The 24,259-nt window shown below is 65.4% G+C and carries 19 protein-coding genes; 13 read left to right on the top strand and 6 right to left on the bottom strand.

Going from position 1 to position 24,259, the window contains the following annotated elements:
• Positions 1 to 38: 38 nt before the first annotated feature.
• Positions 39 to 1,772 (bottom strand): IlvD/Edd family dehydratase, encoded by a 1,734-nt coding sequence (locus DMX12_RS11780; RefSeq protein ID WP_110677700.1) that lies wholly within the window; start codon positions 1,770 to 1,772, stop codon positions 39 to 41.
• 185 nt (positions 1,773 to 1,957) lie between these two features.
• On the opposite strand from DMX12_RS11780, the gene DMX12_RS11775 reads away from it, so the two are divergent.
• The 6 genes from DMX12_RS11775 (at position 1,958) to DMX12_RS11750 (ending at position 8,650) form a co-directional block, all read left to right on the top strand.
• Positions 1,958 to 3,265: an MFS transporter gene (locus DMX12_RS11775; RefSeq protein WP_009685862.1), complete on the top strand. Its 1,308-nt coding sequence runs from the start codon at positions 1,958 to 1,960 to the stop codon at positions 3,263 to 3,265.
• Positions 3,266 to 3,296: 31 nt separating this feature from the next.
• Positions 3,297 to 4,286, top strand: coding sequence for an AraD1 family protein (gene araD1, locus DMX12_RS11770; RefSeq protein WP_110677698.1), 990 nt, complete (start codon positions 3,297 to 3,299; stop codon positions 4,284 to 4,286).
• A gap of 35 nt (positions 4,287 to 4,321) precedes the next feature.
• On the top strand, positions 4,322 to 5,896 hold the full coding sequence (locus DMX12_RS11765) for an aldehyde dehydrogenase (NADP(+)) (protein WP_110677696.1): 1,575 nt from the start codon (positions 4,322 to 4,324) through the stop codon (positions 5,894 to 5,896).
• 151 nt (positions 5,897 to 6,047) lie between these two features.
• Complete coding sequence (glsB, locus tag DMX12_RS11760) at positions 6,048 to 6,956, top strand: glutaminase B (protein WP_009685859.1); 909 nt, start codon at positions 6,048 to 6,050, stop codon at positions 6,954 to 6,956.
• A gap of 116 nt (positions 6,957 to 7,072) precedes the next feature.
• On the top strand, positions 7,073 to 8,146 hold the full coding sequence (locus tag DMX12_RS11755) for an aldo/keto reductase (RefSeq protein ID WP_110677695.1): 1,074 nt from the start codon (positions 7,073 to 7,075) through the stop codon (positions 8,144 to 8,146).
• Between the two features lie 279 nt (positions 8,147 to 8,425).
• Positions 8,426 to 8,650 (top strand): hypothetical protein, encoded by a 225-nt coding sequence (locus DMX12_RS11750; RefSeq protein ID WP_110677693.1) that lies wholly within the window; start codon positions 8,426 to 8,428, stop codon positions 8,648 to 8,650.
• Positions 8,651 to 8,699: 49 nt separating this feature from the next.
• Here the strand turns inward: DMX12_RS11750 and DMX12_RS11745 are convergent, their stop codons facing one another.
• The 3 genes from DMX12_RS11745 to DMX12_RS11735 form a co-directional block, all read right to left on the bottom strand.
• Entirely contained in the window at positions 8,700 to 9,464 is a 765-nt protein-coding gene (locus DMX12_RS11745) for a hypothetical protein (protein ID WP_110677691.1), read from the bottom strand.
• Positions 9,465 to 9,642: 178 nt separating this feature from the next.
• Complete coding sequence (locus DMX12_RS11740; RefSeq protein WP_110677689.1) at positions 9,643 to 10,413, bottom strand: SDR family NAD(P)-dependent oxidoreductase; 771 nt, start codon at positions 10,411 to 10,413, stop codon at positions 9,643 to 9,645.
• A 101-nt stretch (positions 10,414 to 10,514) separates the two neighbouring features.
• The gene (locus tag DMX12_RS11735; RefSeq protein ID WP_009685853.1) at positions 10,515 to 10,985 is read right to left on the bottom strand and encodes a MarR family winged helix-turn-helix transcriptional regulator; all 471 of its coding nucleotides are present in this window, start codon (positions 10,983 to 10,985) and stop codon (positions 10,515 to 10,517) included.
• A gap of 198 nt (positions 10,986 to 11,183) precedes the next feature.
• Here DMX12_RS11735 and DMX12_RS11730 point away from each other — a divergent pair, with 198 nt between their 5' ends.
• The 5 genes from DMX12_RS11730 to DMX12_RS11710 all read left to right on the top strand — a co-directional run bounded on the left by DMX12_RS11730 (position 11,184) and on the right by DMX12_RS11710 (position 18,473).
• Complete coding sequence (locus DMX12_RS11730) at positions 11,184 to 12,014, top strand: p-hydroxycinnamoyl CoA hydratase/lyase (protein WP_110677687.1); 831 nt, start codon at positions 11,184 to 11,186, stop codon at positions 12,012 to 12,014.
• A gap of 72 nt (positions 12,015 to 12,086) precedes the next feature.
• Entirely contained in the window at positions 12,087 to 13,535 is a 1,449-nt protein-coding gene (locus DMX12_RS11725; protein ID WP_110677685.1) for an aldehyde dehydrogenase, read from the top strand.
• Between the two features lie 74 nt (positions 13,536 to 13,609).
• Positions 13,610 to 15,493: a feruloyl-CoA synthase gene (locus DMX12_RS11720; protein WP_110677683.1), complete on the top strand. Its 1,884-nt coding sequence runs from the start codon at positions 13,610 to 13,612 to the stop codon at positions 15,491 to 15,493.
• A complete protein-coding gene (locus DMX12_RS11715; protein WP_110677682.1) occupies positions 15,490 to 16,728 on the top strand; it encodes a thiolase family protein in 1,239 nt (412 codons plus the stop codon). The genes DMX12_RS11720 and DMX12_RS11715 overlap by 4 nt, the downstream gene beginning before the upstream one ends.
• Before the next feature lie 14 nt (positions 16,729 to 16,742).
• Positions 16,743 to 18,473, top strand: coding sequence for an acyl-CoA dehydrogenase family protein (locus DMX12_RS11710; protein WP_110677680.1), 1,731 nt, complete (start codon positions 16,743 to 16,745; stop codon positions 18,471 to 18,473).
• Here DMX12_RS11710 and DMX12_RS11705 read toward each other — a convergent pair.
• Positions 18,457 to 19,479 carry a formylglycine-generating enzyme family protein gene (locus tag DMX12_RS11705; RefSeq protein ID WP_110677678.1) on the bottom strand — a complete coding sequence of 341 codons (1,023 nt, stop codon included), beginning with the start codon at positions 19,477 to 19,479 and terminating at the stop codon, positions 18,457 to 18,459. The genes DMX12_RS11710 and DMX12_RS11705 overlap by 17 nt on opposite strands.
• On the bottom strand, positions 19,476 to 21,158 hold the full coding sequence (locus DMX12_RS11700) for an arylsulfatase (protein ID WP_110677676.1): 1,683 nt from the start codon (positions 21,156 to 21,158) through the stop codon (positions 19,476 to 19,478). The genes DMX12_RS11705 and DMX12_RS11700 overlap by 4 nt, the downstream gene beginning before the upstream one ends.
• 249 nt (positions 21,159 to 21,407) lie before the next feature.
• Here DMX12_RS11700 and DMX12_RS11695 point away from each other — a divergent pair, with 249 nt between their 5' ends.
• Together DMX12_RS11695 and mhpT are read left to right on the top strand one after the other, a co-directional pair.
• Positions 21,408 to 22,799, top strand: a complete 1,392-nt coding sequence (locus tag DMX12_RS11695) for an alginate export family protein (protein WP_110677674.1) — start codon at positions 21,408 to 21,410, stop codon at positions 22,797 to 22,799.
• 33 nt (positions 22,800 to 22,832) lie between these two features.
• The gene (mhpT, locus tag DMX12_RS11690; protein ID WP_110677672.1) at positions 22,833 to 24,065 is read left to right on the top strand and encodes a 3-(3-hydroxy-phenyl)propionate transporter MhpT; all 1,233 of its coding nucleotides are present in this window, start codon (positions 22,833 to 22,835) and stop codon (positions 24,063 to 24,065) included.
• Positions 24,066 to 24,259: the final 194 nt, after the last annotated feature.

The raw sequence follows: 24,259 nt of genomic DNA, 5'->3' as shown, positions 1-24,259 counted from the left end.
GCGGCTGAGCCCGCTCCTTCATTGCGGGGTGCGGCTGGTCAGTGGGAGTGCTTGGGCACCGCTGCCCCTCGGCACCCGACCAGGAAGTCGAAATCGCAGCCTTCATCGGCCTGCATCACATGGTCCAGGTACAGCTTGGCATACCCGCCGGTGATCAACTGCGGCGGGGCTTGCAGGTCGGCCAGCCGGCCGGCCAGTTCCTCGGCGCTGATATCCAGGTGCAGCCGGCCCTCCTTGCAGTCCAGTTCGATCCAGTCACCTTCCCGCACTGCGGCCAATGGCCCGCCTGCTGCGGCCTCGGGCGCCACATGGAGTACCACGGTGCCGTAGGCAGTGCCGCTCATGCGTGCGTCCGAAATACGCACCATGTCGGTTATGCCCTGGGCCAGCAACTTCGCCGGCAGGCCCATGTTGCCGACTTCGGCCATGCCCGGGTAGCCCTTGGGCCCACAGTACTTCATCACCAGTACCGAATTGGCGTCTACATCCAGTTCAGGGTCGTTGATGCGTGCCTTGTAGTCTTCGAAATTTTCGAACACCACGGCGCGGCCACGGTGCTGCATCAGCGCCGGGGTGGCGGCTGACGGTTTGAGCACCGCGCCCTTGGGCGCCAGGTTGCCACGCAAGATGCAGATACCGCCATCGGCCACCAGTGGGTTGGCCAGCGGGCGTATCACTGCTTCGTCATATAACGGCGCGGCCTGGCAGTTGGCCCACAGGCTGTTGCCGTTGGCCGTCAGCGCGCCGGGGTTGGGCAGCAGGCCATGTTCGCCCAGGCGGCGGATGACCGCGGGCAAACCACCGGCGTAATAGAACTCTTCCATCAGGAAGCGGCCCGATGGCTGCAGGTCGACCAAGGTCGGTGTCCCGCGGCCAACGCGGGTCCAGTCTTCCAGTTGCAGGTCTACGCCAATGCGCCCGGCAATCGCCTTCAGGTGGATAACGGCGTTGGTCGAGCCGCCGATGGCGGCGTTGACGCGAATCGCGTTCTCGAAGGCTTCGCGGGTGAGGATTTTCGACAGGCGCAGGTCTTCGCGAACCATATCGACAATGCGCATGCCGGAAAGGTGGGCAAGGACATAGCGGCGGGCATCCACTGCCGGGATGGCGGCATTGTGGGGCAGGGAGGTGCCCAGCGCTTCGGCCATGCAAGCCATGGTCGAGGCGGTGCCCATGGTGTTGCAGGTGCCCGCCGAGCGCGACATGCCAGCTTCGGCGGAAAGGAACTCGTTGAGGTCGATCTGGCCGGCCTTGTAGGCCTCGTGCATCTGCCAGACGATGGTGCCGGCGCCAATGTCCTTGCCCTTGTGCTTGCCGTTGAGCATCGGCCCGCCGGTCACCACGATCGCCGGCACGTCGCAGCTGGCAGCGCCCATCAGCAGCGCCGGGGTGGTCTTGTCGCAGCCTGTCAGCAGCACCACGGCGTCCACCGGGTTGCCGCGGATCGCTTCCTCCACATCCATGCTCGCCAGGTTGCGGGTGAGCATGGCGGTGGGGCGCAGGTTGGACTCGCCGCTGGAAAACACCGGGAACTCCACCGGGAAGCCGCCAGCCTCCAGCACGCCTTTTTTCACATGCTCGGCAATTTTGCGGAAATGCGCGTTACACGGCGTCAACTCCGACCAGGTGTTGCAGATGCCGATGATCGGCTTGCCCTGGAATTCATGGTCCGGGATGCCCTGGTTCTTCATCCAGCTGCGGTACATGAAGCCGTTCTTGTCGGCGGTTCCGAACCATTGGGCAGAGCGCAGGGGGCGTTTGGCGTCAGACATATCGGGAGACCTTATTAGTATTACTATTCGTCGTTTATTGCCTAACTGTACTGCGTGAAATCGCGCATGTGAAGGCTTGTTGTTCCAAATAGTATTACTATATGATCCTGTCGCCAGGTTAGCGGTCTGCCAAAAAGCCCCGGCCGGGTGCTGTGCTCATTACAAGAACAATTGGAGACATCGCCATGATTCAGGAGCAGCGGCTTGTCCGCCTGATCACACTGAAACTCATCCCTTTTCTGGTTCTGCTTTACCTGGTGGCCTACGTCGATCGTTCGGCGGTGGGCTTTGCCAAGCTGCACATGGGCGCCGACATCGGCCTGGGTGACGCAGCCTATGGCCTGGGTGCCGGGCTGTTCTTCATCGGCTATTTTCTGTTCGAAGTGCCGAGCAACCTGCTGCTCGACCGCTTTGGCGCGCGGCGCTGGTTCGCCCGCATCCTGGTGACGTGGGGTGCAATTACCATCGGCATGGCCTTCGTGACCGGGCCCAATGGCTTCTACGTGATGCGCTTCTTGCTTGGCGCCGCCGAGGCGGGCTTCTTTCCGGGGGTGCTGTACTACATAACCCAGTGGTACCCGGTGCGGCACCGCGGCAAGATCCTGGGCTTTTTCATCCTCTCGCAGCCCCTGGCCATGCTGATCACCGGGCCGCTTTCCGGCGCGCTGCTGGGGCTGGAAGGCAGCTACGGCCTGCATGGCTGGCAGTGGCTGTTCATCTGCATCGGCACCCCGGCGGTGCTGCTCGCCTGGCCTACCTTGCGCCTGCTGCCGGACGGGCCTGCCCAGGTGCGCTGGCTCAGCGAGGCACAACGCAGTTGGCTGCAGGAGCAACTGGCCAACGACCTGCGTGATTTTGGCCAGACCCGCCATGGCAACCCGCTGCATGCGCTCAAGGACGGCCGCGTACTGTTGCTGGCGCTGTTCTACCTGCCGGTCACCTTGAGCATCTATGGCCTCGGCTTGTGGCTGCCAACGCTGATCCACCAGTTTGGCGGCAGCGATCTGGTCACGGGTTTCGTTTCGGCGGTGCCGTACCTGTTCGGCATCATCGGCCTGTTGATCATGCCCCGCAGCTCTGACCGCCTAAACGACCGCTACGGGCACCTGGGCCTGCTGTGTGCGCTGGGCGCCATAGGCCTGTTCCTCAGTGCCTGGCTGACGGTGCCGGTGCTGCAGTTGGCCGCGCTGTGCGTGGTGGCGTTTGCCCTGTTTTCCTGCACGGCCATCTTCTGGACGCTGCCTGGGCGGTTCTTTTCAGGTGCCAGCGCAGCCGCAGGCATCGCCCTGATCAACTCGATCGGCAACCTTGGCGGCTACCTGGGGCCGTTCGGTATCGGCGCGCTCAAGGAACACACCGGGCAATTGTCTTCGGGGCTGTATTTCCTTGCCCTGGTGATGCTGTTCGGCGTGCTGCTCACCGGCGTCGTCTACAACCGCCTGGAGCGTCGCCAACGCCTGGCTTCCACGCGGGCCGCCGAAGGCGCCCGCTGAACTTTGCAACCGACAAGCGAGCACATCAACCATGCGACTGATTCAATTCGAAAGCGCCGCCGGCGCGCGCCATGTGGGCGTGGTGGAAGGCGAGTACGCCCTTGAAGTGCGGGGCGTCAGCAGCACCCGTGAGCTGGCCTTGCAGGCCGTTGCCGCCGGCCGCGATCTGGCCAGTGAAGTCCGGGCCGCTGGGCTGGGTGAGCGGCACGACTACCTGGCCTTGCTGGCCCAGGGCCGTGTGCTGCCACCTTTGGACCACCCGGACCCGGCGCACTGCCTGGTCACCGGTACCGGCCTGACCCACCTGGGCAGCGCCGCCACCCGCGACAAAATGCACCAGCAACAGGCCGAAGGTACCTTGACCGATAGCATGCGCATGTTCCAGTGGGGCCTGGCGGGCGGGCGGCCGCCAGCGGGTGAGGAGGGTGCGCAGCCGGAGTGGTTCTACAAGGGCGACGGCGCGATCGTGGTGCGCCCCGGCGCCGACCTGCCGCTGCCGGCCTTTGCCGAAGACGCCGGCGAGGAGCCTGAGCTGGTCGGGCTGTACCTGATCGGCCCGGGCAATACCCCGTACCGGCTTGGCTACGCCTTGGGCAACGAGTTTTCCGACCATGTGCTGGAGCGGCGCAACTACCTGTACCTGGCGCATTCCAAGCTGCGCGCCTGCAGTTTCGGCCCGGAGCTTCGCCTGGGAGCGTTGCCAGCGCACCTCGAAGGCACCAGCCGCATTCTGCGCGATGGCCAGGTGCTGTGGAGCAAGCCGTTCCTGTCCGGCGAGCAGAACATGTGCCACAGCTTCGAGAACCTGGAGTACCACCACTTCAAATACAGCCAGTTCCTGCGCCCTGGCGATGTGCATGTGCACTATTTCGGCACCGCCACACTGTCGTTCGCCGACGGCGTGCAGGCCCGACCGGGCGATACCTTCGAAATCAGCCTCGACGCCTTTGGCCAGCCGCTGCGCAACGGCATTGCCGCAGCGCCCGGGCAGGTTCGCCCGGGGCTGGTGAAAAGCCTGTGAGGGCCAGGCCTTCTTTCTTGTTACAGGAGTCAACCATGTCTGCAAGCAATTTCATTGGCGGCCAGCGCAGCGCTGCTGGCAGCGTTCACCTGCAAAGCCTCGATGCGCGCACCGGCGAAGCCTTGCCGGGGGTCTTCACCCAGGCCACCCCTGGCGAGGTGGCCGCCGCTGCCGAGGCGGCCGAAGCGGCATTCGTCGAATACAACGGCATGGCGCCCGAGCGTCGCGCGCAGTTTCTCGATGCCATTGCCGACCAGCTGGACGCGTTGGGCGATAGCTTCATCGCCACGGTGTGCCGCGAAACGGCCTTGCCTGCTGCGCGCATCCAGGGCGAGCGCGGCCGAACCAGCAATCAGCTGCGCCTGTTCGCCAAGGTACTGCGCCGCGGCGATTACCTGGCGGCGCGCATCGACCGTGCCCAGCCACAGCGCCAGCCACTGCCACGCCCGGACTTGCGCCAGTACCGCACCGGCGTAGGGCCGGTAGCCGTGTTCGGTGCCAGCAACTTCCCCCTGGCGTTCTCCACTGCCGGCGGCGACACCGCAGCAGCGCTGGCCGCTGGCTGCCCGGTGGTGGTCAAGGCGCACAGCGGCCATATGGCCACGGCCGCGCAGGTGGGCGAGGCTATCGAGCGGGCGGCGCAGGCGACCGGCGTGCCTGCCGGGGTGTTCAACATGATCTACGGTAGCGGTGTGGGTGAAGCGTTGGTGCGCCACCCGGCCATCCAGGCGGTGGGGTTCACCGGTTCGCTCAAGGGCGGGCGTGCCCTGTGTGACCTGGCGGCAGCACGCCCCCAGCCGATTCCGGTGTTCGCCGAAATGAGCAGCATCAACCCCGTGCTGGTCTTGCCCGCGGCGTTGCGCGCGCGCGGCGGGCAGGTGGCCGAGGCGCTGGCGGCTTCGGTGGTGCTGGGCTGTGGGCAGTTCTGCACCAACCCCGGGCTGGTCATTGGCATTGCCGGTGAGGCATTCACCGCCTTCACTGCGGCGCTGGCTGCGCAACTGGCCGACCAGCCCGCGCAAACCATGCTCAATACCGGCACCTTGCGCAGCTATGCCAGCGGCGTGCAGCGCCTGCACCAGCACCCAGGCGTGCGCCACCTGGCCGGTGCCGAGCAGGTTGGCGACCAGGCCCGGGCGCAGCTGTTCCAGGCCGATGCGAGCCTGCTGTTGAACGGTGACGAACTGCTGCAGGAAGAAGTGTTCGGGCCTGCCACGGTGCTGGTCGAAGTCGCCGACGAAGCCGAGCTGCGCCGCGCCGTGCAAGCGTTGTACGGGCAGCTCACCGCCACCCTGATCGCCGAGCCGCAAGACCTCCAGCAGTTCGCCACGCTGGTGCCGCTGCTGCAGCGCAAGGCAGGGCGCCTGCTGCTCAACGGTTACCCCACCGGTGTCGAAGTGTGCGAAGCGATGGTGCATGGTGGGCCCTACCCGGCTACCTCCGATGCCCGCGGCACCTCGGTCGGCACCTTGGCCATCGACCGCTTCCTGCGCCCGGTGTGCTTCCAGGACTACCCCGATGCGCTGCTGCCCGATGCGTTGAAAAATGCCAACCCGCTGGGGCTGCAGCGCTTGGTCGACGGCCAGCACAGCCGTGAGGCATTGAGCTGATGCAGGCTTGAGCATGGCGGCAGCCCAGGCCTTGAAGGCCGTACGGCGCCGAGCGGGGGAGTTTGTTGCCAAATGTGTGATTTCCTTCACGCACTCGGCGTCAAGAATGCGACCCCCGCCGTCGTCGAGGGGGACTGAACCAGGGCCCGCCATGCAAACGCTGTTGAACGAGATCCTTGAACAAGTACGCCCCTTGATCGGCACGGGCAAAGTTGCCGATTACATTCCTGCGCTGGCCGACGTGCCGGCCCAGCAACTGGGCATCGCCGTCTACAGCAACGATGGCAGTCACTACTGTGCAGGCGACGCCCTGGAACCGTTCTCGGTGCAGAGCATTTCCAAGGTGTTCAGCCTGGTTCAGGCGATAGGCCATTCGGGTGAAGCGATCTGGGAGCGGCTTGGCCATGAGCCGTCCGGCCAGCCATTCAACTCGCTGGTGCAGCTGGAGTTCGAGCGCGGGCGCCCGCGCAACCCGTTCATCAACGCAGGGGCTCTGGTCATCTGCGACATCAACCAGTCGCGCTTCGCTGCGCCAACCTTGTCGATGCGCGATTTCGTCCGGCGCCTGTCCGGTAACCCGCACATCCAGATCGACACCCGCGTCGCCGATTCGGAGTATCAGTTCCGCGCGCGCAATGCGGCCATGGCTTACCTGATGCAGTCGTTTGGCAACTTCCACAACGAGGTGGAAACGGTGCTGCGCAGTTACTTCAGCTACTGCGCACTGCGCATGAACTGCCTGGACCTGGCGCGGGCATTCTGCTTTCTGGCCAACGACGGCTTTTGCAAGCACAGCGGTCAGCAAATTCTCAGCCGTCGCCAGACCCAGCAGGTGAACTCGATCATGGCCACCAGTGGCCTGTATGACGAGGCAGGCAACTTCGCCTACAGGGTGGGGTTGCCGGGCAAGAGTGGCGTGGGCGGCGGTATCGTCGCCATCGTACCGGGGCAGTTCAGCGTGTGCGTGTGGTCGCCGGAGCTGAACGCGGCGGGCAACTCGCTGGCCGGCATGGCCGCGCTGGAGTTGCTGAGCGCACGCATTGGCTGGTCGGTGTTCTGAATACCAGGCTGGCCTGGCGCGTGGTCGCTTGCCCCAGCCGGGTTCGGCCAACCTGATTGAACGTTTCAGCACCATGGGCCGTCGGTATTGCATGTCTTATGCAATGGAGGTAGCCCATGAAATACCGCGCACTCGGCAACACTGGCCTGCTGGTTTCGGAACTGGTGGTTGGCACAGTCCCGTTCGGCGGCCGTGGCGCATTCGAAAAAACCGGTAGCGTGGATGTCGACCAGGCACGGCGCATGTTCGACATGGCCTTCGATGCTGGCGTCAATCTGGTGGACACGGCCGACTTGTACTCGCACGGCCTTGCCGAAGAAATCGTTGGCCAGGCGCTGGCACAGCGGCGCCAGTCGATCATCCTCGCGACCAAGGCGCGCAGCCCGATGGGCGACAACCCCAACGACAGCGGGGCGTCGCGTTACCACTTGATTCGCGCCTGCGAGGCCAGCCTCAAGCGCCTGGGTACCGACCATATCGACCTGTACCAGGTACACAACTGGGATGGCGTGACGCCGGTGGAGGAAACCCTGGCGGCCTTGGACCACCTGGTGCAGAGCGGGAAGATCCGCTACTTCGGCACGTCCAACTACACTGCCTGGCAAATGATGAAAACCCTCGGCAGCGCGCGCGTGAATGGCTGGCAGCAGCCGGTATCGCAGCAAATCTACTACACCCCGGAGGCGCGCGAAGCCGAGTACGAATTGCTGCCCATGGCCATCGACCAAGGGGTTGCAACCTTGGTGTGGGGGCCCTTGGGCGAGGGGTTGCTGACCGGCAAGGTGCGGCGCGGGCAGCAGGCCCCCAAGGGCACCCGCCAGGGCAATGACTGGCCAGAACCCTACGTGCATGATCGCGAGCGGGCCTATGACATCATCGAAGCCTTGATCACCATCGGCCAGCGCCATGGCTGCTCGCCGGCACGGGTATGCCTGGCCTGGCTCAAGGACCGCCCAGGCATCACCAGCGTGATCACGGCGGGGCGCAGCTTCGAGCAACTGCATGACAATTTGCAGGCGACCGAGCTGGTGCTCTTGCCAGAAGACCTGGAACAGATGGAACAGGTCACGCGGATCGCGCCCCAGTATCCCTACTGGCACCGGATCGCGGCCGAAATGGACCGCATCGACCCTGCCGAGGCGCCATTCATCGCCTTGCACCGCAAAACGATGCAGCGCCAGCAACCGTGACGAGTGCAGGTAATCGTTCAGCCACCATCGAAGAGGACACGCCCATGGCCGAGCAGCAGAAAGACCAGCAAACCCAAGTGCCAGCCCATTCCACGGAAGAGGAGAAGGCCCGGTTGAAAGACAAGAACAAGGACGGCATTCCGCCGGGCGCCGAGTAATCGCAGGGCAGTGCCAACCTGGTGGTCGTTTGGCCCAATGGGCCAGGCGGCCGCTATTTACCTGAATTTATTTCTGCCCGACCGGTCAGGTATTGAGTCCTTGTTCAATCAAGAGGTTCTTATGCACGCCTACACGGTCCGCTATCAACTCAATGGCCAGCCTTGCACACACACCTTCGAACTCGAACAGCCCGAGCTTGCCCTGCACCAGGCAGCGCTACACCTGATGGTGCTGCACTTCGGCGACGGCGAGAACAGTTTGCTGATGCCGCCGGCCGATGCCAGCCCGGACGAAGTCCTGGCGCAGGCCAAGGTAATGGGGCTGACCCAAATCGACGTGGCGTGACGAAGGCCAACGGGTGAGCCCGCCACCCCTTGGCGTGGCAGGCTTAACGTCAGCGCCGCCGTAATGCGGCGGCCAGCCCTAGGGTCAGCACCACGGCACTGGCGATTGCCGCGCCGATGGCAGCCGCGGCGCCCCAGGCTTGCAGCAGTGCTGCCAATACCAGGTAGAACGCGATCACCCCCACCGCGCCAATCGCATTGCCCCGCACCATCGCGGCCATCCCGGGCCGGCCATTCTGTACGTAGGCAAACACGACCAGCGGCCATGCGATTACCGGTATCGGTGCCAGCATGCCGCTGGTTGCCGGGCCCAGCCAGTCGGCCAGGCTTGTGGTCAGCATCAGCAGGCTGGTCGCCGCCACCATGCGCAGCGGTATTTCCCAGTATCGGTGCTTGGGGCGGGCCAGCATGTCCGGGCTGGGCTCGCGGCCACTGGCGCATATCAGCACCCCGATCAGAACCAGCGCTACGGCCACCGACAGGTGCAGGTTGCCCCAGTGGGTAAATGCGTAAGCCACCAGGCCGTAGGCCAGCAACGCCAGCAGCACGGCGGGTACCAGCGCTGCCCGGCGGGTGCTCCACATGAAGCAGCAGTACGTCGCCTGCACCGCCACCAGGCCGCCCAGTGCGCCAGGCACTGCAGCTACAGCAAAGGTGCTGCCCTGTTCCAGGCACAGGAAGGTCATGACCAGTGCCGAGGTAATGGGCATGCCGGACAACAGCCCGCCCAGCAGGCCGCCCCATCGGCGCGACGCCAGGGAAATGGCCCACATCAGCAAAGGGGTGACGATTAGCTTCAGGTACAACAGCGTCATTGCGCGAATGGGCCCAGGCCCAGCTCGGTGTGGGTGGCCAGAGGCTGCAGCAGCATGCAATCGTTCCTTGTGCGTGGGGGCAAGCCTGCGAGCATGCGGCGGCGCAAGGGCCGGGGTCAAGGCTGTGGCGTGCCTGCAAGGTCATGCCGCGCGGGCCGGGCCTGCGGCGCGAAGCGGCTCACCACGGGATCCGCTGGCCGTCCCACCCCCAGAAGCTGCCACTGTCGGCTGGGCCTGTCCGGCCTACCAGGTCGATCACGCACTGGGCGGCAAACGCCGGCTCGAACAACTTGCCCGGCGGCACATTGCTTTGGAACGGCCGCGACAGCGCGGTATCGGTGGTGCCGGGGTGCAGCGCCAATACCGTAGCCGCCGGGTTCAGGCGTTGCAGCTCGATACTTGCCGTGTGCAACAGCTGGTTCAGCGCCGCCTTGCTCGCGCGGTAGCTGTACCAGCCGCCCAGGCGGTTGTCGCCGATCGAGCCCACCCGCGCCGACAGTGCGGCAAAGGTGGCCGGCTGCTGGCGCAGCAGGGGTAGCAGGTGCTTGAGCAGCAGAATAGGGGCGAAGGCATTGGTCACGAAGCTGGCCTGCAACCCGGCCAGGTCCAGCTGGGCCAGGGATTTTTCCGCCCTGGCGCCTTGCTGGTGCAGAATGCCCAGCGTGCTCACCACCAGGTGCAGGTGCTTGCAGCCAGCGCTGATCGTGCAGGCCAGCGCAGCAAGGGCCGCCTCGTCGCGTGCATCGCAATCCACCAGCCTCAGGCGTTGGCCGTGTACGGCCGTCAGCGCAAGCAATGCGCTGCTACGGCTGGCGCTGCGCGATACCGCCCACACCAGGTCGATATCGTCGCGGGCCAGCAAGGCCTGGCACAGTGCCAGGCCGATGCCTTGGCTGGCGCCGCCTATCAGGGCATTGGCTTGCCCGGTCAATCCAGGGATCAGGTGCATGGGGCGCCCTCGGCACTGCGGGGTACTCCCAATGAGTACACCGGGTCATTGCAGATCATGCGCTACCGGCAGCAGCACCGCGATAGCGCGGTTCACAGGTTTTACGCCTGGTAGATCTTGGTCAACAAGCGCAGTAATTGCTCGCGCTCCTCGTCATTCAATGCCGCGGTCGCTTCCCGGTCGCTGTCGCTGGCGATCTGCTTCAACTCCTTGAGCAGTACTTCACCGGCCTTGCTGAGAAAAATCCCGTACGAGCGCTTGTCCGGTTTGCAGCGCACCCGTACGGCCAGGGCGCGTTCTTCCAGCTTGTTCAACAGCGGTACCACCTGGGGTGGCTCGATGGCCAGCGAGCGGGCCAGGTCCGCCTGCATCAGCCCTGGGTTCTGCTCGATCACCGCCAGTGCCGAAAATTGCGCCGGGCGCAGATCATGGGCAGCCAGCCGGCCGATAAAGTTCTGAAACAACTTCAACTGGGCACGGCGAAGGGCATAACCGATCAAGTCTTCAAGCACGACATCCGCCCCGGAAACGGCGGTGGCAGCGGTATCGGTGGTGCGGGCAGACCTTCCCATCGGGTGAATGGCTCCTGGGGCATGGGTAATAAAGTTACCTAGTTTGCCTGCCTTGGCAGGATCCGGCTAGAGGAGGGCTGGTGAAAAAGAACGGGGGCTGAGGTGCTGCAAAGGATAATTTTCATAATAGTTAATTGACATAACTAATTTGCTCCCTTAGCTTGAAGGCATCACCCCGAACAACAAGAGTGCAGAACCATGAGCAAATACGCAGGCCGTTGGGCTACCGTGAAAGTCGAGCTGGAGTCGGGCATTGCCTGGGTCACCCTCAATCGGCCAGAAAAACGCAACGCCATGAGCCCCACCCTGAACCGGGAAATGATCGACGTGCTGGAAACCCTGGAGCAGGACGCCGAGGCTGGCGTACTGGTCCTGACCGGTGCCGGGGAGTCGTGGACGGCCGGCATGGACCTCAAGGAGTACTTCCGCGAGGTAGACGCCGGGCCGGAAATCCTTCAGGAAAAAATCCGCCGCGATGCATCGCAGTGGCAGTGGAAGCTGCTGCGCATGTACGCCAAACCGACCATCGCCATGGTCAACGGCTGGTGTTTCGGCGGCGGTTTCAGCCCGCTGGTGGCCTGCGACCTGGCCATCTGTGCCGACGAAGCCACGTTCGGCCTGTCGGAAATCAACTGGGGCATCCCACCCGGCAACCTGGTCAGCAAGGCCATGGCCGACACCGTGGGCCACCGTCAGTCGCTGTACTACATCATGACCGGCAAGACCTTCGGTGGGGCAAAGGCGGCCGAAATGGGCCTGGTGAACGAAAGCGTGCCGTTGGCGCAACTGCGCGAAACCACCCGCGACCTGGCGCTGAACCTGCTGGAGAAAAACCCGGTGGTGCTGCGTGCCGCCAAGAACGGCTTCAAGCGTTGCCGCGAACTGACCTGGGAGCAGAACGAAGACTACCTGTACGCCAAGCTCGACCAGTCCCGCCTGCTGGACACCGAAGGGGGGCGCGAGCAGGGCATGAAGCAGTTCCTCGACGACAAGAGCATCAAGCCAGGCCTGCAGGCTTACAAGCGTTGAGTGCCAGCGGGCCGCGCCGCCCCTGGCGGCAGCCCGCGAATAGTGCCCATGAATACAACAAGAGGAATGAGCATGTTGCAGGTGCCTTTGCTGATTGGCGGGCGGTCGTGCCCCGCCAGCGATGGACGAACCTTCGAGCGACGCAACCCGGTCAGTGGTGAAGTGGTATCGCAGGTGGCCGCGGCTTCGCTGGCCGATGCCGATGCTGCCGTGGCAGCCGCCAGCGCGGCATTCCCGGCGTGGGCAGCACTGGCGCCCAGTGAGCGACGTGGCCGCCTGCTGGCCGGCGCAGACCTGCTGCAGGCGCGCGCCGGCGAGTTCATCGCTGCGGCCGGTGAAACCGGGGCGATGGCCAACTGGTACGCCTTCAATGTGAAGCTGGCGGCCAACATGCTGCGTGAAGCCGCCGCCATGACCACGCAGGTCACCGGCGAGGTGATCCCTTCCGATGTGCCTGGCAGTTTCGCCATGGCCTTGCGCGCACCGTGCGGGGTGGTGCTGGGTATCGCGCCCTGGAATGCCCCGGTCATTCTGGCCACGCGCGCCATCGCCATGCCCCTGGCGTGCGGCAATACCGTGGTGCTGAAGGCGTCGGAGCAGAGCCCGGCCGTGCACCGGTTGATCGGCCAGGTGCTTCAGGATGCGGGGCTGGGCGACGGCGTGGTCAACGTCATCAGCAACGCCCCGGAGGATGCGCCAGCGGTGGTCGAACGCCTGATTGCCAACCCCGCTGTGCGGCGGGTGAATTTTACCGGCTCCACCCAGGTGGGGCGCATCGTCGGCGAGTTGGCCGCACGCCACCTGAAACCGGCCTTGCTGGAGTTGGGCGGCAAGGCGCCATTGCTGGTGCTGCACGACGCCGACCTGGACGCCGCGGTCGAAGCGGCGGCCTTTGGCGCCTACTTCAACCAGGGCCAGATCTGCATGTCCACCGAGCGCTTGCTGGCCGATAGCCGCATCGCCGATACCTTTGTCGACAAGTTGGCAGTCAAGGTCAGCGGGCTTCGTGCCGGCGACCCCAGGGCCAGCGACTCGGTGCTCGGTTCGCTGGTCAGCAGTGCGGCGGGCGAACGCATCAAGGCGCTGATCGACGATGCCGTGGCCAAGGGCGCTCGCCTGGTCTGCGGCGGCCAGCTGGACGGCAGCATCCTGCAGCCGACCTTGCTCGACCATGTCGACAGCAGCATGCGCCTGTACCGCGAAGAGTCGTTCGGGCCGGTGGCTGTAGTGCTGCGCGCCGAAGGTGACGAGGCCTTGCTGCAACTGGCCAACGATTCGGAGTTTGGCCTGTCTTCAGCCATTTTCAGCCGGGACACCAGCCGGGCGCTGGCCCTGGCCCAGCGCGTGGAATCGGGTATCTGCCACATCAACGGGCCGACCGTGCACGATGAAGCGCAAATGCCCTTCGGCGGGGTGAAGGCCAGCGGCTATGGCAGCTTCGGCAGCCGCACGGCCATCGACCAGTTCACCCAGTTGCGCTGGGTCACCCTGCAACAGGGCCCCCGGCATTACCCCATCTGAGCAACACGCAACGGGCCGCCCCGGGCAATGCCCGGCGGCGGCAGCCTGTACAACAAGAACAAGGAGCAACCTGCGTGAATACCCAACCCCGCCTGCGGTCATGCGACCCTGGCCAACCGCCGCGCTACCGGCAGGTGTCCATTGGGCACCCACAAGTGCAGGTCAGTGAAACCGACGGTGTGCTGCGCATGCTGGCGCTGGAGCCGTTGGCGCCTTTGCCGGCGCGCCTGCTCGACCGCCTGCTGCACTGGGCGCGCGTGCGCCCGCACACCACCTTCATCGCCGCGCGCGAGCCTGGCGGTGGCTGGCGTGAAGTCAGCTATGCGCAGATGCTCGACCAGGTACGTACCATCGCTGCCCACTTGCTGGGGTTCGGCCTTGGCGCCGAACGGCCGCTGGTACTGTTTTCCGGCAATGACATCGAGCACCTGCAGCTTGCCCTGGGGGCCATGTATGCCGGCATTCCTTACTGCCCGGTGTCGCCTGCCTACGCACTGCTGTCGCAGGACTTCGCCAAGCTGCGCCACGTTTGCGAGGTGCTGACCCCTGGCCTGGTGTTCGCCACCGACAGCCAGCCGTTCCAGCGTGCCTTCGATGCCGTGCTGGATGAATCGGTGCCGGTGGTCAGCGTGCATGGCCAGCCGCCACGCCGCCGCCATTTCAGTTTCGCCAGCCTGCTGCAGCCCTGTGACCTGGCGCCGGCAGACGCTGCGTTCGCCGCCACCGGGCCCGATACCATTGCCAAGTTCCTGTTCACCTCGGGTTCCACCAAGCTGCCCAAGGCGGTGATCACCACCCAGCGCATGCTCTGCGCCAACCAGCAGATGCTGCTGCAGACCTTCCCGGTGTTTGCCGAAGAGCCGCCGGTGCTGGTCGACTGGCTGCCCTGGAACCACACCTTCGGCGGCAGCCACAACCTGGGCATCGTCCTGTACAACGGCGGCAGTTTCTATCTGGACGCCGGCAAGCCGACTCCGCAAGGCTTCGCGGAAACCTTGCGCAACCTGCGCGAGATTTCGCCCACGGCCTACCTCACCGTACCCAGGGGCTGGGAAGAGCTGGCCAAGGCGCTGGAGCAGGACGCCCAGCTGCGCGAGGTGTTCTTCGCCCGCATGAAGCTGTTCTTCTTTGCCGCAGCGGGGCTTTCGCAAAGCGTTTGGGACCGCCTGGACCGTATCGCCGAGCAGCACTGCGGCGAGCGTATCCGCATGATGGCGGGCCTGGGCATGACCGAGGCGGCGCCGTCCTGCACCTTTACCACCGGGCCGCTGTCGATGGCCGGCTACGTCGGCTTGCCGGCACCGGGTTGTGAAGTGAAGCTGGTGCCCCAGGCCGACAAGCTCGAAGCGCGTTTTCGCGGCCCGCATATCATGCCGGGCTACTGGCGCTCGCCGCAGCAGACCGCCGAGGTGTTCGACGAGGAGGGCTTCTACTGCTCGGGCGATGCCCTGAAACTCGCGGATCCGCAACAGCCGGAGCAGGGCCTGATGTTCGACGGCCGCATCGCCGAGGACTTCAAGCTGTCGTCGGGTGTATTCGTCAGTGTCGGGCCACTGCGCAACCGTGCGGTGCTGGAAGGCTCGCCCTATGTGCAGGACGTCGTGGTCGCGGCGCCCGACCGCGAGTGCCTGGGCATGCTGGTGTTCCCGCGGCTACCCGAGTGCCGGCAATTGGCGGGGCTTGGGGCAGAGGCCAGCGACGCCCAGGTGCTGGGCAGCGACGCGGTGCGCCAGTGGTTTGCCAACTGGCTGACGCACCTGAACCGGGACGCCCAAGGCAACGCCAGCCGCATCGAATGGTTGGCCTTGCTTGAAGAGCCACCCTCGATCGACGCGGGCGAAATCACCGACAAGGGCTCGATCAACCAACGTGCGGTGTTGCAGCGGCGCGCTGCCCTGGTCGAGGCGCTGTATCGGCGCGAAGCCCCGGGCCAGTTGCACGCACAGGCGCGGCCATGAGCGGCGGGCTGTGCACCGTGTTCGACGACGTTGCCATCGTCGATATGGTGCGCACCCCTTGGGTTGACCTTGGGGGGGCGCTGGCAACCGTTTCACCCATTGACCTGGCCATCAAGGCCGGGCGGGCGGTGCTGGCGCGTGCCGGTACCGATCCGCAGGCCGTGGGCAGCGTGCTGGCCGGCAGCATGGCCCAGGCCAGCTTCGATGCCTATTTCCTGCCAAGGCATGTCGGCCTTTACTGTGGCGTGCCGCTGGCTGTGCCGGCCTTGGCGGTACAGCGCATCTGTGGCACGGGGCTCGAGCTGTTGCGCCAGGCTGCCGAGCAACTGCGCAGCGGGGCGCCGCAGGTGTTGTGCGTAGGTGCCGAATCCATGTCACGCAACCCGATCGCGGCCTATGAACACCGGGGCGGCTTCCGCCTGGGGGCGCCGGTCGGGTTCAAGGACTTCCTCTGGGAGGCGTTGTACGACCCGGCTGCCGATGTGGACATGATCGGCACCGCAGACAACCTGGCCCGTGAGCATGGCCTGGCGCGGGAAACCGTGGATGCCTGGGCCTTGCGCAGCCATCAGCGCGCGTTACAGGCCCAGCAGGCCGGTTGGTTCGCTGAGGAAATCGTCAGCATCAGCAGCGAAAGCTTCTTCGCCGAAGGCTACCAGCCACGCGGTATCGAACTGCCACGCGGGCTCGCCGAAGTCAGCCACGACAGCCACCCACGGCCCACCGATGCTGCCGCGCTGGCGCGGCTGCGTACCGTGCACCCTGGTGGGGTACAAACCGCAGGCAACAGTTGCGCGGTGGCCGATGGGGCGGCGGCGGCAGTGGTGGCGCCCTACGCCAGTTGCACGCGACCGCCCCTGGCGAAACTGTTGATGGCCACGGCGGTGGGCGTATCGCCGCACACCATGGGTATCGGGCCGGTGCCGGCCATCGAGCTGCTACTGCGCCGCAGCGGCTTGCGCGCAGACCAGGTAGACCGCTTCGAAATCAACGAAGCGCAAGCCGCGCAGGTGGTGGCGGTGGCCCAGGCGCTACAGCTCGATGTGGCAAAGCTCAACGTTCACGGTGGCGCCATTGCCCTCGGGCACCCGCTGGCCGCCACCGGGTTGCGGCTGGTGCACACACTGGCTCGGCAACTGCAGCAGGGCAACCTGCGCTATGGGGTGGCTGCTGCGTGCATTGGCGGCGGCCAAGGCATGGCGCTGCTCATCGAAAACCCCCGTTTCACTGCCTGAACAAGAGGTGTTCCATGGCCTGGAAGGCCCCCCTGCTGGACATGCAATTCGTGCTGCAACATTGGCTCCAGGCTGACGAGGCCTGGCAGGCAATGCCGCCTCATGCCGACCTGGACCTGGACCTGGCGTGGCAGGTGCTGGAACAAGCCGCCCGCTTCACTGAACAGGTGCTGGTGCCGCTGAACGCCACAGGTGATCGCCAGGGTTGCCGTATGGAGGCGGGGCAGGTGCGGACCCCGCACGGTTTCCCGGCCGCCTACCGGGCTTATGTCGAGGCAGGGTGGCCGGCACTGGCCTGTGCCCCGCAGTTCGGCGGCCAAGGGTTGCCGCTGGTGCTCGACGCTGCGCTGCAGGAAATGCTCTTCGCCAGCAACCATGCCTGGGCCATGTACACCGGTATCGCCCATGGCGCGTATCAATGCCTGCAGGTGCATGCCAGCGAACAACTGCAGGCACGCTACCTGCCCGGTATCGTCAGTGGCGAGATTCTGCCCACCATGTGCCTGACCGAGCCCCAGGCCGGCAGCGACCTGGGCCTGTTGCGCTGCCGCGCCGAGCCGTTGGGCGACGGCCGTTATGCCATCACGGGCAACAAGCTGTTCATCTCCGGCGGCGACCACGACCTGACCCGCCAAATCGTGCACCTGGTGCTGGCGCGGCTGCCGGGCGCGCCGGCCGGCAGCCGCGGTCTGTCGCTGCTGCTGGTCCCCAAATGGCTGGAAGACGGTCAGCCTAATGCGGTGCAGTGCGAAGGCCTGGAGCACAAGCTGGGTATCCGCGGTAGCGCCACCTGTGCATTGCGTTTCGAAGCGGCCAGTGGCTGGTTGGTGGGGCAGGCGCACGGCGGCCTGGCGGCGATGTTCGTGATGATGAATTCGGCCCGGCTGCACGTTGGCTTGCAAGGGCTGGCGCACGCCGAAGCCGCCTGGCAATGTGCCCGGGAATACGCCATGGCGCGTAGGCAGATGAATGCGCCCGGGCAGCCCAAGGGCCAAGCCGACCCCATTCACTTGCACCCCGCCATGCGCCGGGTGCTGCTTGAGCTGCGGGTGCGCAGCGAAGGTATGCGCGCACTGGGCTACTGGGCGGCGCACTGGCTGGATGTGGCCGCAGCGGCCACTGACCCCGGGCAACGGGCCAAGGCGGCGACGCTGGCGGCGCTGCTGACACCGGTCATCAAGGCTGCCTTCACCGAGCAAGGTTTCACCCTGGCCAGCAAGGCCCTGCAGGTGTTCGGCGGTTATGGCTACACCTGTGAGTTCAGTATCGAGCAAACGCTGCGCGACAGCCGCATCGCCATGATCTACGAAGGCACCAACGAGGTGCAGGCCAACGACCTGCTGCTGCGCAAGGTGCTGGGTGACGGCGGGGCGGGCATGGCACTGCTGCTGGGCGAACTGCGTAAAGAAGCCGGCACCGGCATGGCAGCTGCGGTTCTGCAGAAGGTATGTGCGGTGCTGCAAGGGCTACTTGCCGAGGTTATGGCCAAGGCGGCCGCTGACCCTGAGTACCCGTACCGCGCGGCCGGCGACTTCCTGCAACTGTGTGCCACGGCGTTGCAGGCGTTTGCCTGGGCGCGCACCGAGCGTTGCCTGCAGGCCTTGCCGGTGGACGCGCCACTGCGCCTGCAAAAGCAGGAAAGCATCGGCTTTTTCTGCAACTACCTGATGCTCGATTTCGACCGCCAGGTAGCGGCCGTGGTGGCGGCCGCTGCCCCGTTGCCCAGCATTACCGCACCGTTCTGAAGCCCACGTGTGAAGTGGCCATGAACACCGGCTGAGGTTGCCGCGCCGAAGGCCGGTAGCGCAGGCAGCGGTCTGCCGAACACAGGTGCGAACCGCCCTTGATCACTGCCACTTTCACGCCGGGGTCGGCGGGGTCGTGGCTGTCGTCCAGGCTTGGCCCGGGCGGGTCCAGGCCAGCGTCGCGCTGCGGCGCATGGCCTGGGCGGTAACCCGTGCGGGTCAACTCCCAGACATTGCCCCCGGCATCGAACAGGCCAAAGCCGTTGGCCGGGAAACAGCCCACCGGCGAAGTGCCGGTGAAACCGTCGGTGGCGGCGTTGTGGTACGGAAACTGGCCCTGCCAGGTATTGGCCATGGCTTTGCCCTTGGGCAGTTCGGTCATGCCCCAGCTGAAGTCGGCATCCTGCAGGCCGCCGCGCATTGCATATTCCAGCTGGGCCTCGCTGGGCAGCTTGCGCCCAGCCCAGCGCGCGTAGGCCTGCGCATCCTCCAGTGCCACTTGCACCACCGGGTGGTTATCCAGCCCTTGCAAGTCGCTGCCCGGGCCTTGCGGGTGGCGCCAGCTTGCCCCGGGCACGAACTGCCAACCCGGGCGCAGCACATCCGGCCCTTGCTTGAACACCATTGCCCCCGGCACGCGCAGGTGCTGGGGCAGGCTGGGGTCGTCGGCCTTGTCGATCCCCCGCTCGGCATGGGTGAGGTAGCCGGTCGCCGCGACAAAGCGCGCGAACTGGGCATTGGTGACCGGGTGTACATCGATCCAGAACGCCGACACTTGCGCCAGGTGGGCGGGGCCCTCCTCGTCGTAGTAGCGGTCCGAGCCGAAACTGAACTTGCCGCCGGGCAGTTGCACCATGCCGTCCCGCCAGGGGCCTTCACGGGGGGTGGGTACACCGCCATAGCCATCACACAGCAGCGCCGGGGCCGCCGCTTGCGGCCAGGCGCTGTAGCCAATGGCGAGCAAACCGGCGGCGAGCAGTGCGCAGCCGGCTGCACGCCCGATCATTGCTTGCTGGCCACCGCCGGGCTCGCCACTCTGGCAGGGCTGGCGGGGCGGCCTTCGGCATCGATCACGATATTGCTGCGCTGGGCGTAGGCCTTCCAGTCGCGCAGCATCTGTGCCACTTGCTCGGGGTGCGCAGCGGCGATGTCGTGGTGCTCACCTGGGTCTTTGCGCAGGTCGTACAGGTGCCACGCCGGTTTGCCGTCGGTGGCATCCCACAGCAGCTTCATCGGGCCTTTGCGCAGCGAAGCACTGCCGTTGATTTCCCAGCCCAGAGCTTCGTCACCGGCATGGATGAGCGTGTCGTCGCCTTGCAGGTAGTTCAGTGCCGAACTGCCCTGCGGCGGCACGATATCGCGGTCGCGGTACTTGATGCCGGGCATCGGCGCACCGGCCAGTTGCAGCAGGGTGGGCATGATGTCGCGCACGCTGGCCAGCGCTTCGCTGCGCCCCGCTTTGATCGTGGCCGGGTAGTAGACAAAGGCCGGCACGCGGATGCCGCCCTGGTAGGTGGTCATCTTGTAGCGGCGGCTGGGCAAGGCGCTGACCTGGGCCCAGGCCGAGCCGATCATCAGGAACGAGTCGCGTCGGCCGTAGTTGTCCAGGCGGTTGTCGAAGTGCTGGCTGATCCACGTCGGGTCCACCCGTGAGGCGTTCTCCGGGCCATTGTCGGACATGAACAGGATCAGCGTATTTTCCAGTTCGCCCCGCTGGCGCAGGTGCGCTACCAGCCTGCCCACCTCGGCATCCAGGGCGCTGACCATGGCGGCGTAGACCTCCATGGTGCGCGCCGATTGGCGTTGCTGCTCGGCGCTGAGCGACGCCCAGCTCGGCACCCCTTCCAGTTGTGGGTCCAGCGGGAAGTCTGCCGGCACCAGGCCGGCCTTGCGCTGGCGCTCCAGGCGCTGTTGGGCGATGGCCTCGTAGCCCTGGTCATAGCGGCCGCGGTATTGCGCCAGGTACTGGTCCGGTGCCTGCAGCGGCCAGTGCGGCGCGGTATAGGCGGCGAAGGCGAAGAACGGTTTGTTGCCAGGGTTGGGCTGGTCAATGGCGCCGATCAGGCGGTCGGTGAACCAGGTGCTGGAGTAGAAGTCGCTGGGCACCGCGATGGGTTCACCGTTGTGCAGGAAGGTTGCGCTGTAGTTCGGCAGCAAGTCCATGTTGGCTTGCTTGAAGTGCGCGGCGCCGCCTTCGAGCAGCACGTAGGCCTGGTCGAACCCGCGGTTCTGCGGCTGTTGCGCAGGCTGCATGCCCAAATGCCATTTGCCGGAAATGAAGGTCCGGTAGCCGGCATCGTGCAGCAGCTCGGCAAGGGTGGCGACATTGCCTGCCAGCACACCCTCGTAGCCGGGGCGCACTTCAGTGCCAGGCGGCAGGCGCTTGCGTGCCTCGGCCATCATGCCCAACCCGGCCAGGTGCGGGTCGTTGCCGGACATCAGCATCGCCCGGGTCGGGGAGCAACTGGGCGCGGCATGAAAGTCCAGCATCAGGCGGCCGTCGGCCAGCAGGCTGTCCAGGTTGGGGGTCTGAATTTCGCTGCCCAGTGCTGACAGGTCAGAGAACCCGAGGTCGTCAGCCACGATGAGCAGAATGTTTGGTTGTTTAACGATAGGGGCGGCCATGGCTTGGCTGGTGCCGAGCATCAGCAGGCAGAGCGCAGCAAGGGATTTTAGGCAGTTCATTGGGGTGCTCTTGTTGTTTTGGTAGGTAAAGGGCGGTGCTTACCCGCAGGTTAGACACCACGCAGCGTCGATATTAGCGGCCGGGGCCGGGTTTGCGCAGGCGGTTGGCGCATAAGCGTTCGATCAGCGAACGCTTATGCGCCCAGGCCCCTTGTCGGCGGCATTTAACCATTGACGGCAATATGGTTAACAAAAATAATAGTTAACAGAGTTATCCAATTTTATAAAAACAAGTAAAGGAAACTTCTGATGACCAAGCCGTTGAACCGGGCATGGGTGCCCGTTGTGCTGCTTTCGCTATGCCAGTACACGTATGCCGCGAACCCGCTGGAAGAGAGCCGGCCAGGCCGGCCCGGCGCGCCGCGCTGGGTCGAGGACTACCGCTTCCTCGATGACCCCGCCAAGGCCAGCGACCCGTTCGATGGGCTGCGCTACCACCGGTTGTCCGAGTCCGCCTGGCTGCAGCTCGGCGCGGAGGCCCGCTACCGTGCCGATGCCTTGGACCAACCCTTCTTCGGTTTGCGGGGCCTGAAAGACGACTCCTACCTGCTGCAACGCTTGCAGGCGCATGCGGACCTGCACCTGTTCGATGACAAGCTGCGCACGTTCTTGCAGGTGGAAAACACCCGCGCCTTCGGCAAGGACCTTTATTCGCCCAACGACGAAGGCCGCAACGAAATCCGTCAGGCGTTCATCGACTTCAATCATGACTTTGCCGCAGGCCGGTACACCACCCGCGTCGGTCGTCAGGAAATGGCCTACGGCGATCAGGTCTTCGTCACCTACCGAGACGCGCCGAACCTGCGCCTGAGCTTCGATGGCGTGCGCGCCAGCCTCAACCTCAAGCGCGGCTACAAGCTCGATGCCTTCGCCGTCAGGCCACTGAAAACCGGTGAGGACAGCTGGGATGACGGCAGCAACAACGCGGTGAAGTTCTATGGGCTCTACGGCACGTTGCCGCTGACCCCCAGCTGGAACATGGACCTGTTCGGCTTTGGCCTGCAGACCGACGCGCGCAGCCTGGCTGGCGAGGTCGGCGAGGAGCAGCGCTACACCTTCGGCACTCGCCTGTTCGGCCGCTATCAAGCGCTCGACTGGAGCTGGAACCTGGCTGGCCAGCGGGGCCACCTGGGCGGCGCATCGATCCGCGCCTGGGCGCTGTCGAGTGACAGTGGCTATACCTTCGCCCACCCCTGGCAACCCCGCCTGGGGCTGCGCGTCGATGCTGCCAGCGGCGATGGCGAGCCTGGCGATGGCAAGGTCGGTACCTTCGACCCGCTGTTCCCGCGCAACGGCGTGTATGGCGAAGCCAGCCTGACCACCTTGAGCAACTTGATCGTGGTCGGGCCCACGTTCGGGTTCTCGCCTTCGCGCACGGTGCGTTTCGAGCCGGCCGTGCTGGCGGTGTGGAAGCAACGCGAAGAGGACGGGGTGTACATGCCGGGCATGAGCATGCTGGCCAACACCCGGGGAACCGGGCGCCATGTCGGCACTATCTACCGGGCCAACGCCCGTTGGCTGGCCACACCCAATCTCACGCTGGACCTGGACCTCAAGTACTACGACGTTGGCGCTGGCATCAAGGAGGCCGGCGGCGATGATTCTTCGATCGTTTCCTTGCGTGCCACATTCAGGCTTTGACTTCACGACCCATAACAACAACAGGGGCCACACATGAGTCATTCATCCAAAGCTGCAAGCAAGCCGGTGCTCACCATCGGCCTGTGTTTTCTGGTGGCGTTGCTTGAGGGCCTGGATCTTCAGGCCACCGGCGTCGCCGCACCGCACATGGCCAAGGAATTCGCGCTGACCTCGGCGATGCTCGGCTGGGTATTCAGCGCCGGGTTGCTTGGGCTGTTGCCGGGCGCGTTCATTGGCGGCTGGCTGGCCGACAGGCTGGGCCGAAAAGCGGTGTTGATCGTCGCGGTATTGCTGTTTGGTGGTTTTTCGCTTGGCACTGCGCATGCCGACAGCTACAGCACGCTGTTGATCGCACGGCTGGTGACAGGGTTGGGGCTTGGTGCAGCGCTGCCGATCCTGATCGCCCTGGCCAGCGAGGCCGCGCCGGAGCACCTGCGCAGTACGGCGGTGAGTGTGACCTACTGCGGCGTGCCGCTGGGTGGGGCGATCGCTTCGGTGATCGGCATGGCCGGGTTGGGTGAAGACTGGCGAGTGGTGTTCTACGTGGGCGGTATTGCGCCGATCATGATTGCCCTGGTGCTGATGCTGTGGCTGAAAGAGTCCCAGGCGTTTCGCGCCCTGCCTGCTGCCAGCGCGGGTGATGCGGGGTTGCTGACCCCGCTGTTCGGGCCGGGGCAGGTCAGCCGCACGCTGCTGCTCTGGCTGGCGTGTTTCTTCACCCTGACTGTGCTGTACATGCTCCTGAACTGGTTGCCGTCGTTGTTGATGGGCCAGGGTTACAGCCGGCCGCAGGCGGGTGCGGTGCAGATCCTGTTCAACCTTGGCGGCGCAGCAGGCTCGTTCCTGACCGGGCGCATGATGGACCGCGGGCATGCCGGGCGTGCGGTGTTCATCGCCTACGCCGGGATGCTGGCCTCGCTGGCTGGGCTGGGGCTGTCGAGCAGTTTTGCGCTGATGCTGGTGGCGGGCTTTACCGCCGGTTATTGCGCCATTGGCGGGCAACTGGTGCTGTATGCCTTGGCACCCACGCTGTACCCCACCCACGTGCGCGCCACAGGCGTTGGCGCGTCTGTGGCCGTGGGCCGGCTGGGCTCGATGGCCGGGCCGTTGGCTGCCGGGCAAATCCTGGCGGCGGGGGCGGGGGTAGGGGGCTTGCTGCTGGCGGCCTCACCCGGCCTGGTGGTGGCCGCGTTGGCAGCGCGCGCGTTGCTGGGGCAGCGTAAACGTGCAGCTCTGCCTGCTGCGGCGCAGAACGCCGCGCCGTAGGCCGGCCTGTAGTGCAGGGGCCGCTTTGCGGCCCATCGCAGGCAAGCCAGCTCCCACAGGGATCGCCTCAGGGCTGACAGGTGTTTGTCAGAAGATATGCAGCGCCTGTGAGATCGAGCGCCGCCCGCGCGGCGCAATCGCGAGCTGCGCTCGCTCCTACGTTTGTTTCGGGCCAATTATTCCTGTGGGATTCG

The sequence above is a fragment of the Pseudomonas sp. MB-090624 genome (genome assembly GCF_003205245.1).
Classification (GTDB): Bacteria; Pseudomonadota; Gammaproteobacteria; order Pseudomonadales; family Pseudomonadaceae; genus Aquipseudomonas; species Aquipseudomonas juntendi.
The sequence above is the reverse complement of the archived record's forward strand: the minus strand, read 5'-3'. Positions and strand labels throughout refer to the sequence as shown.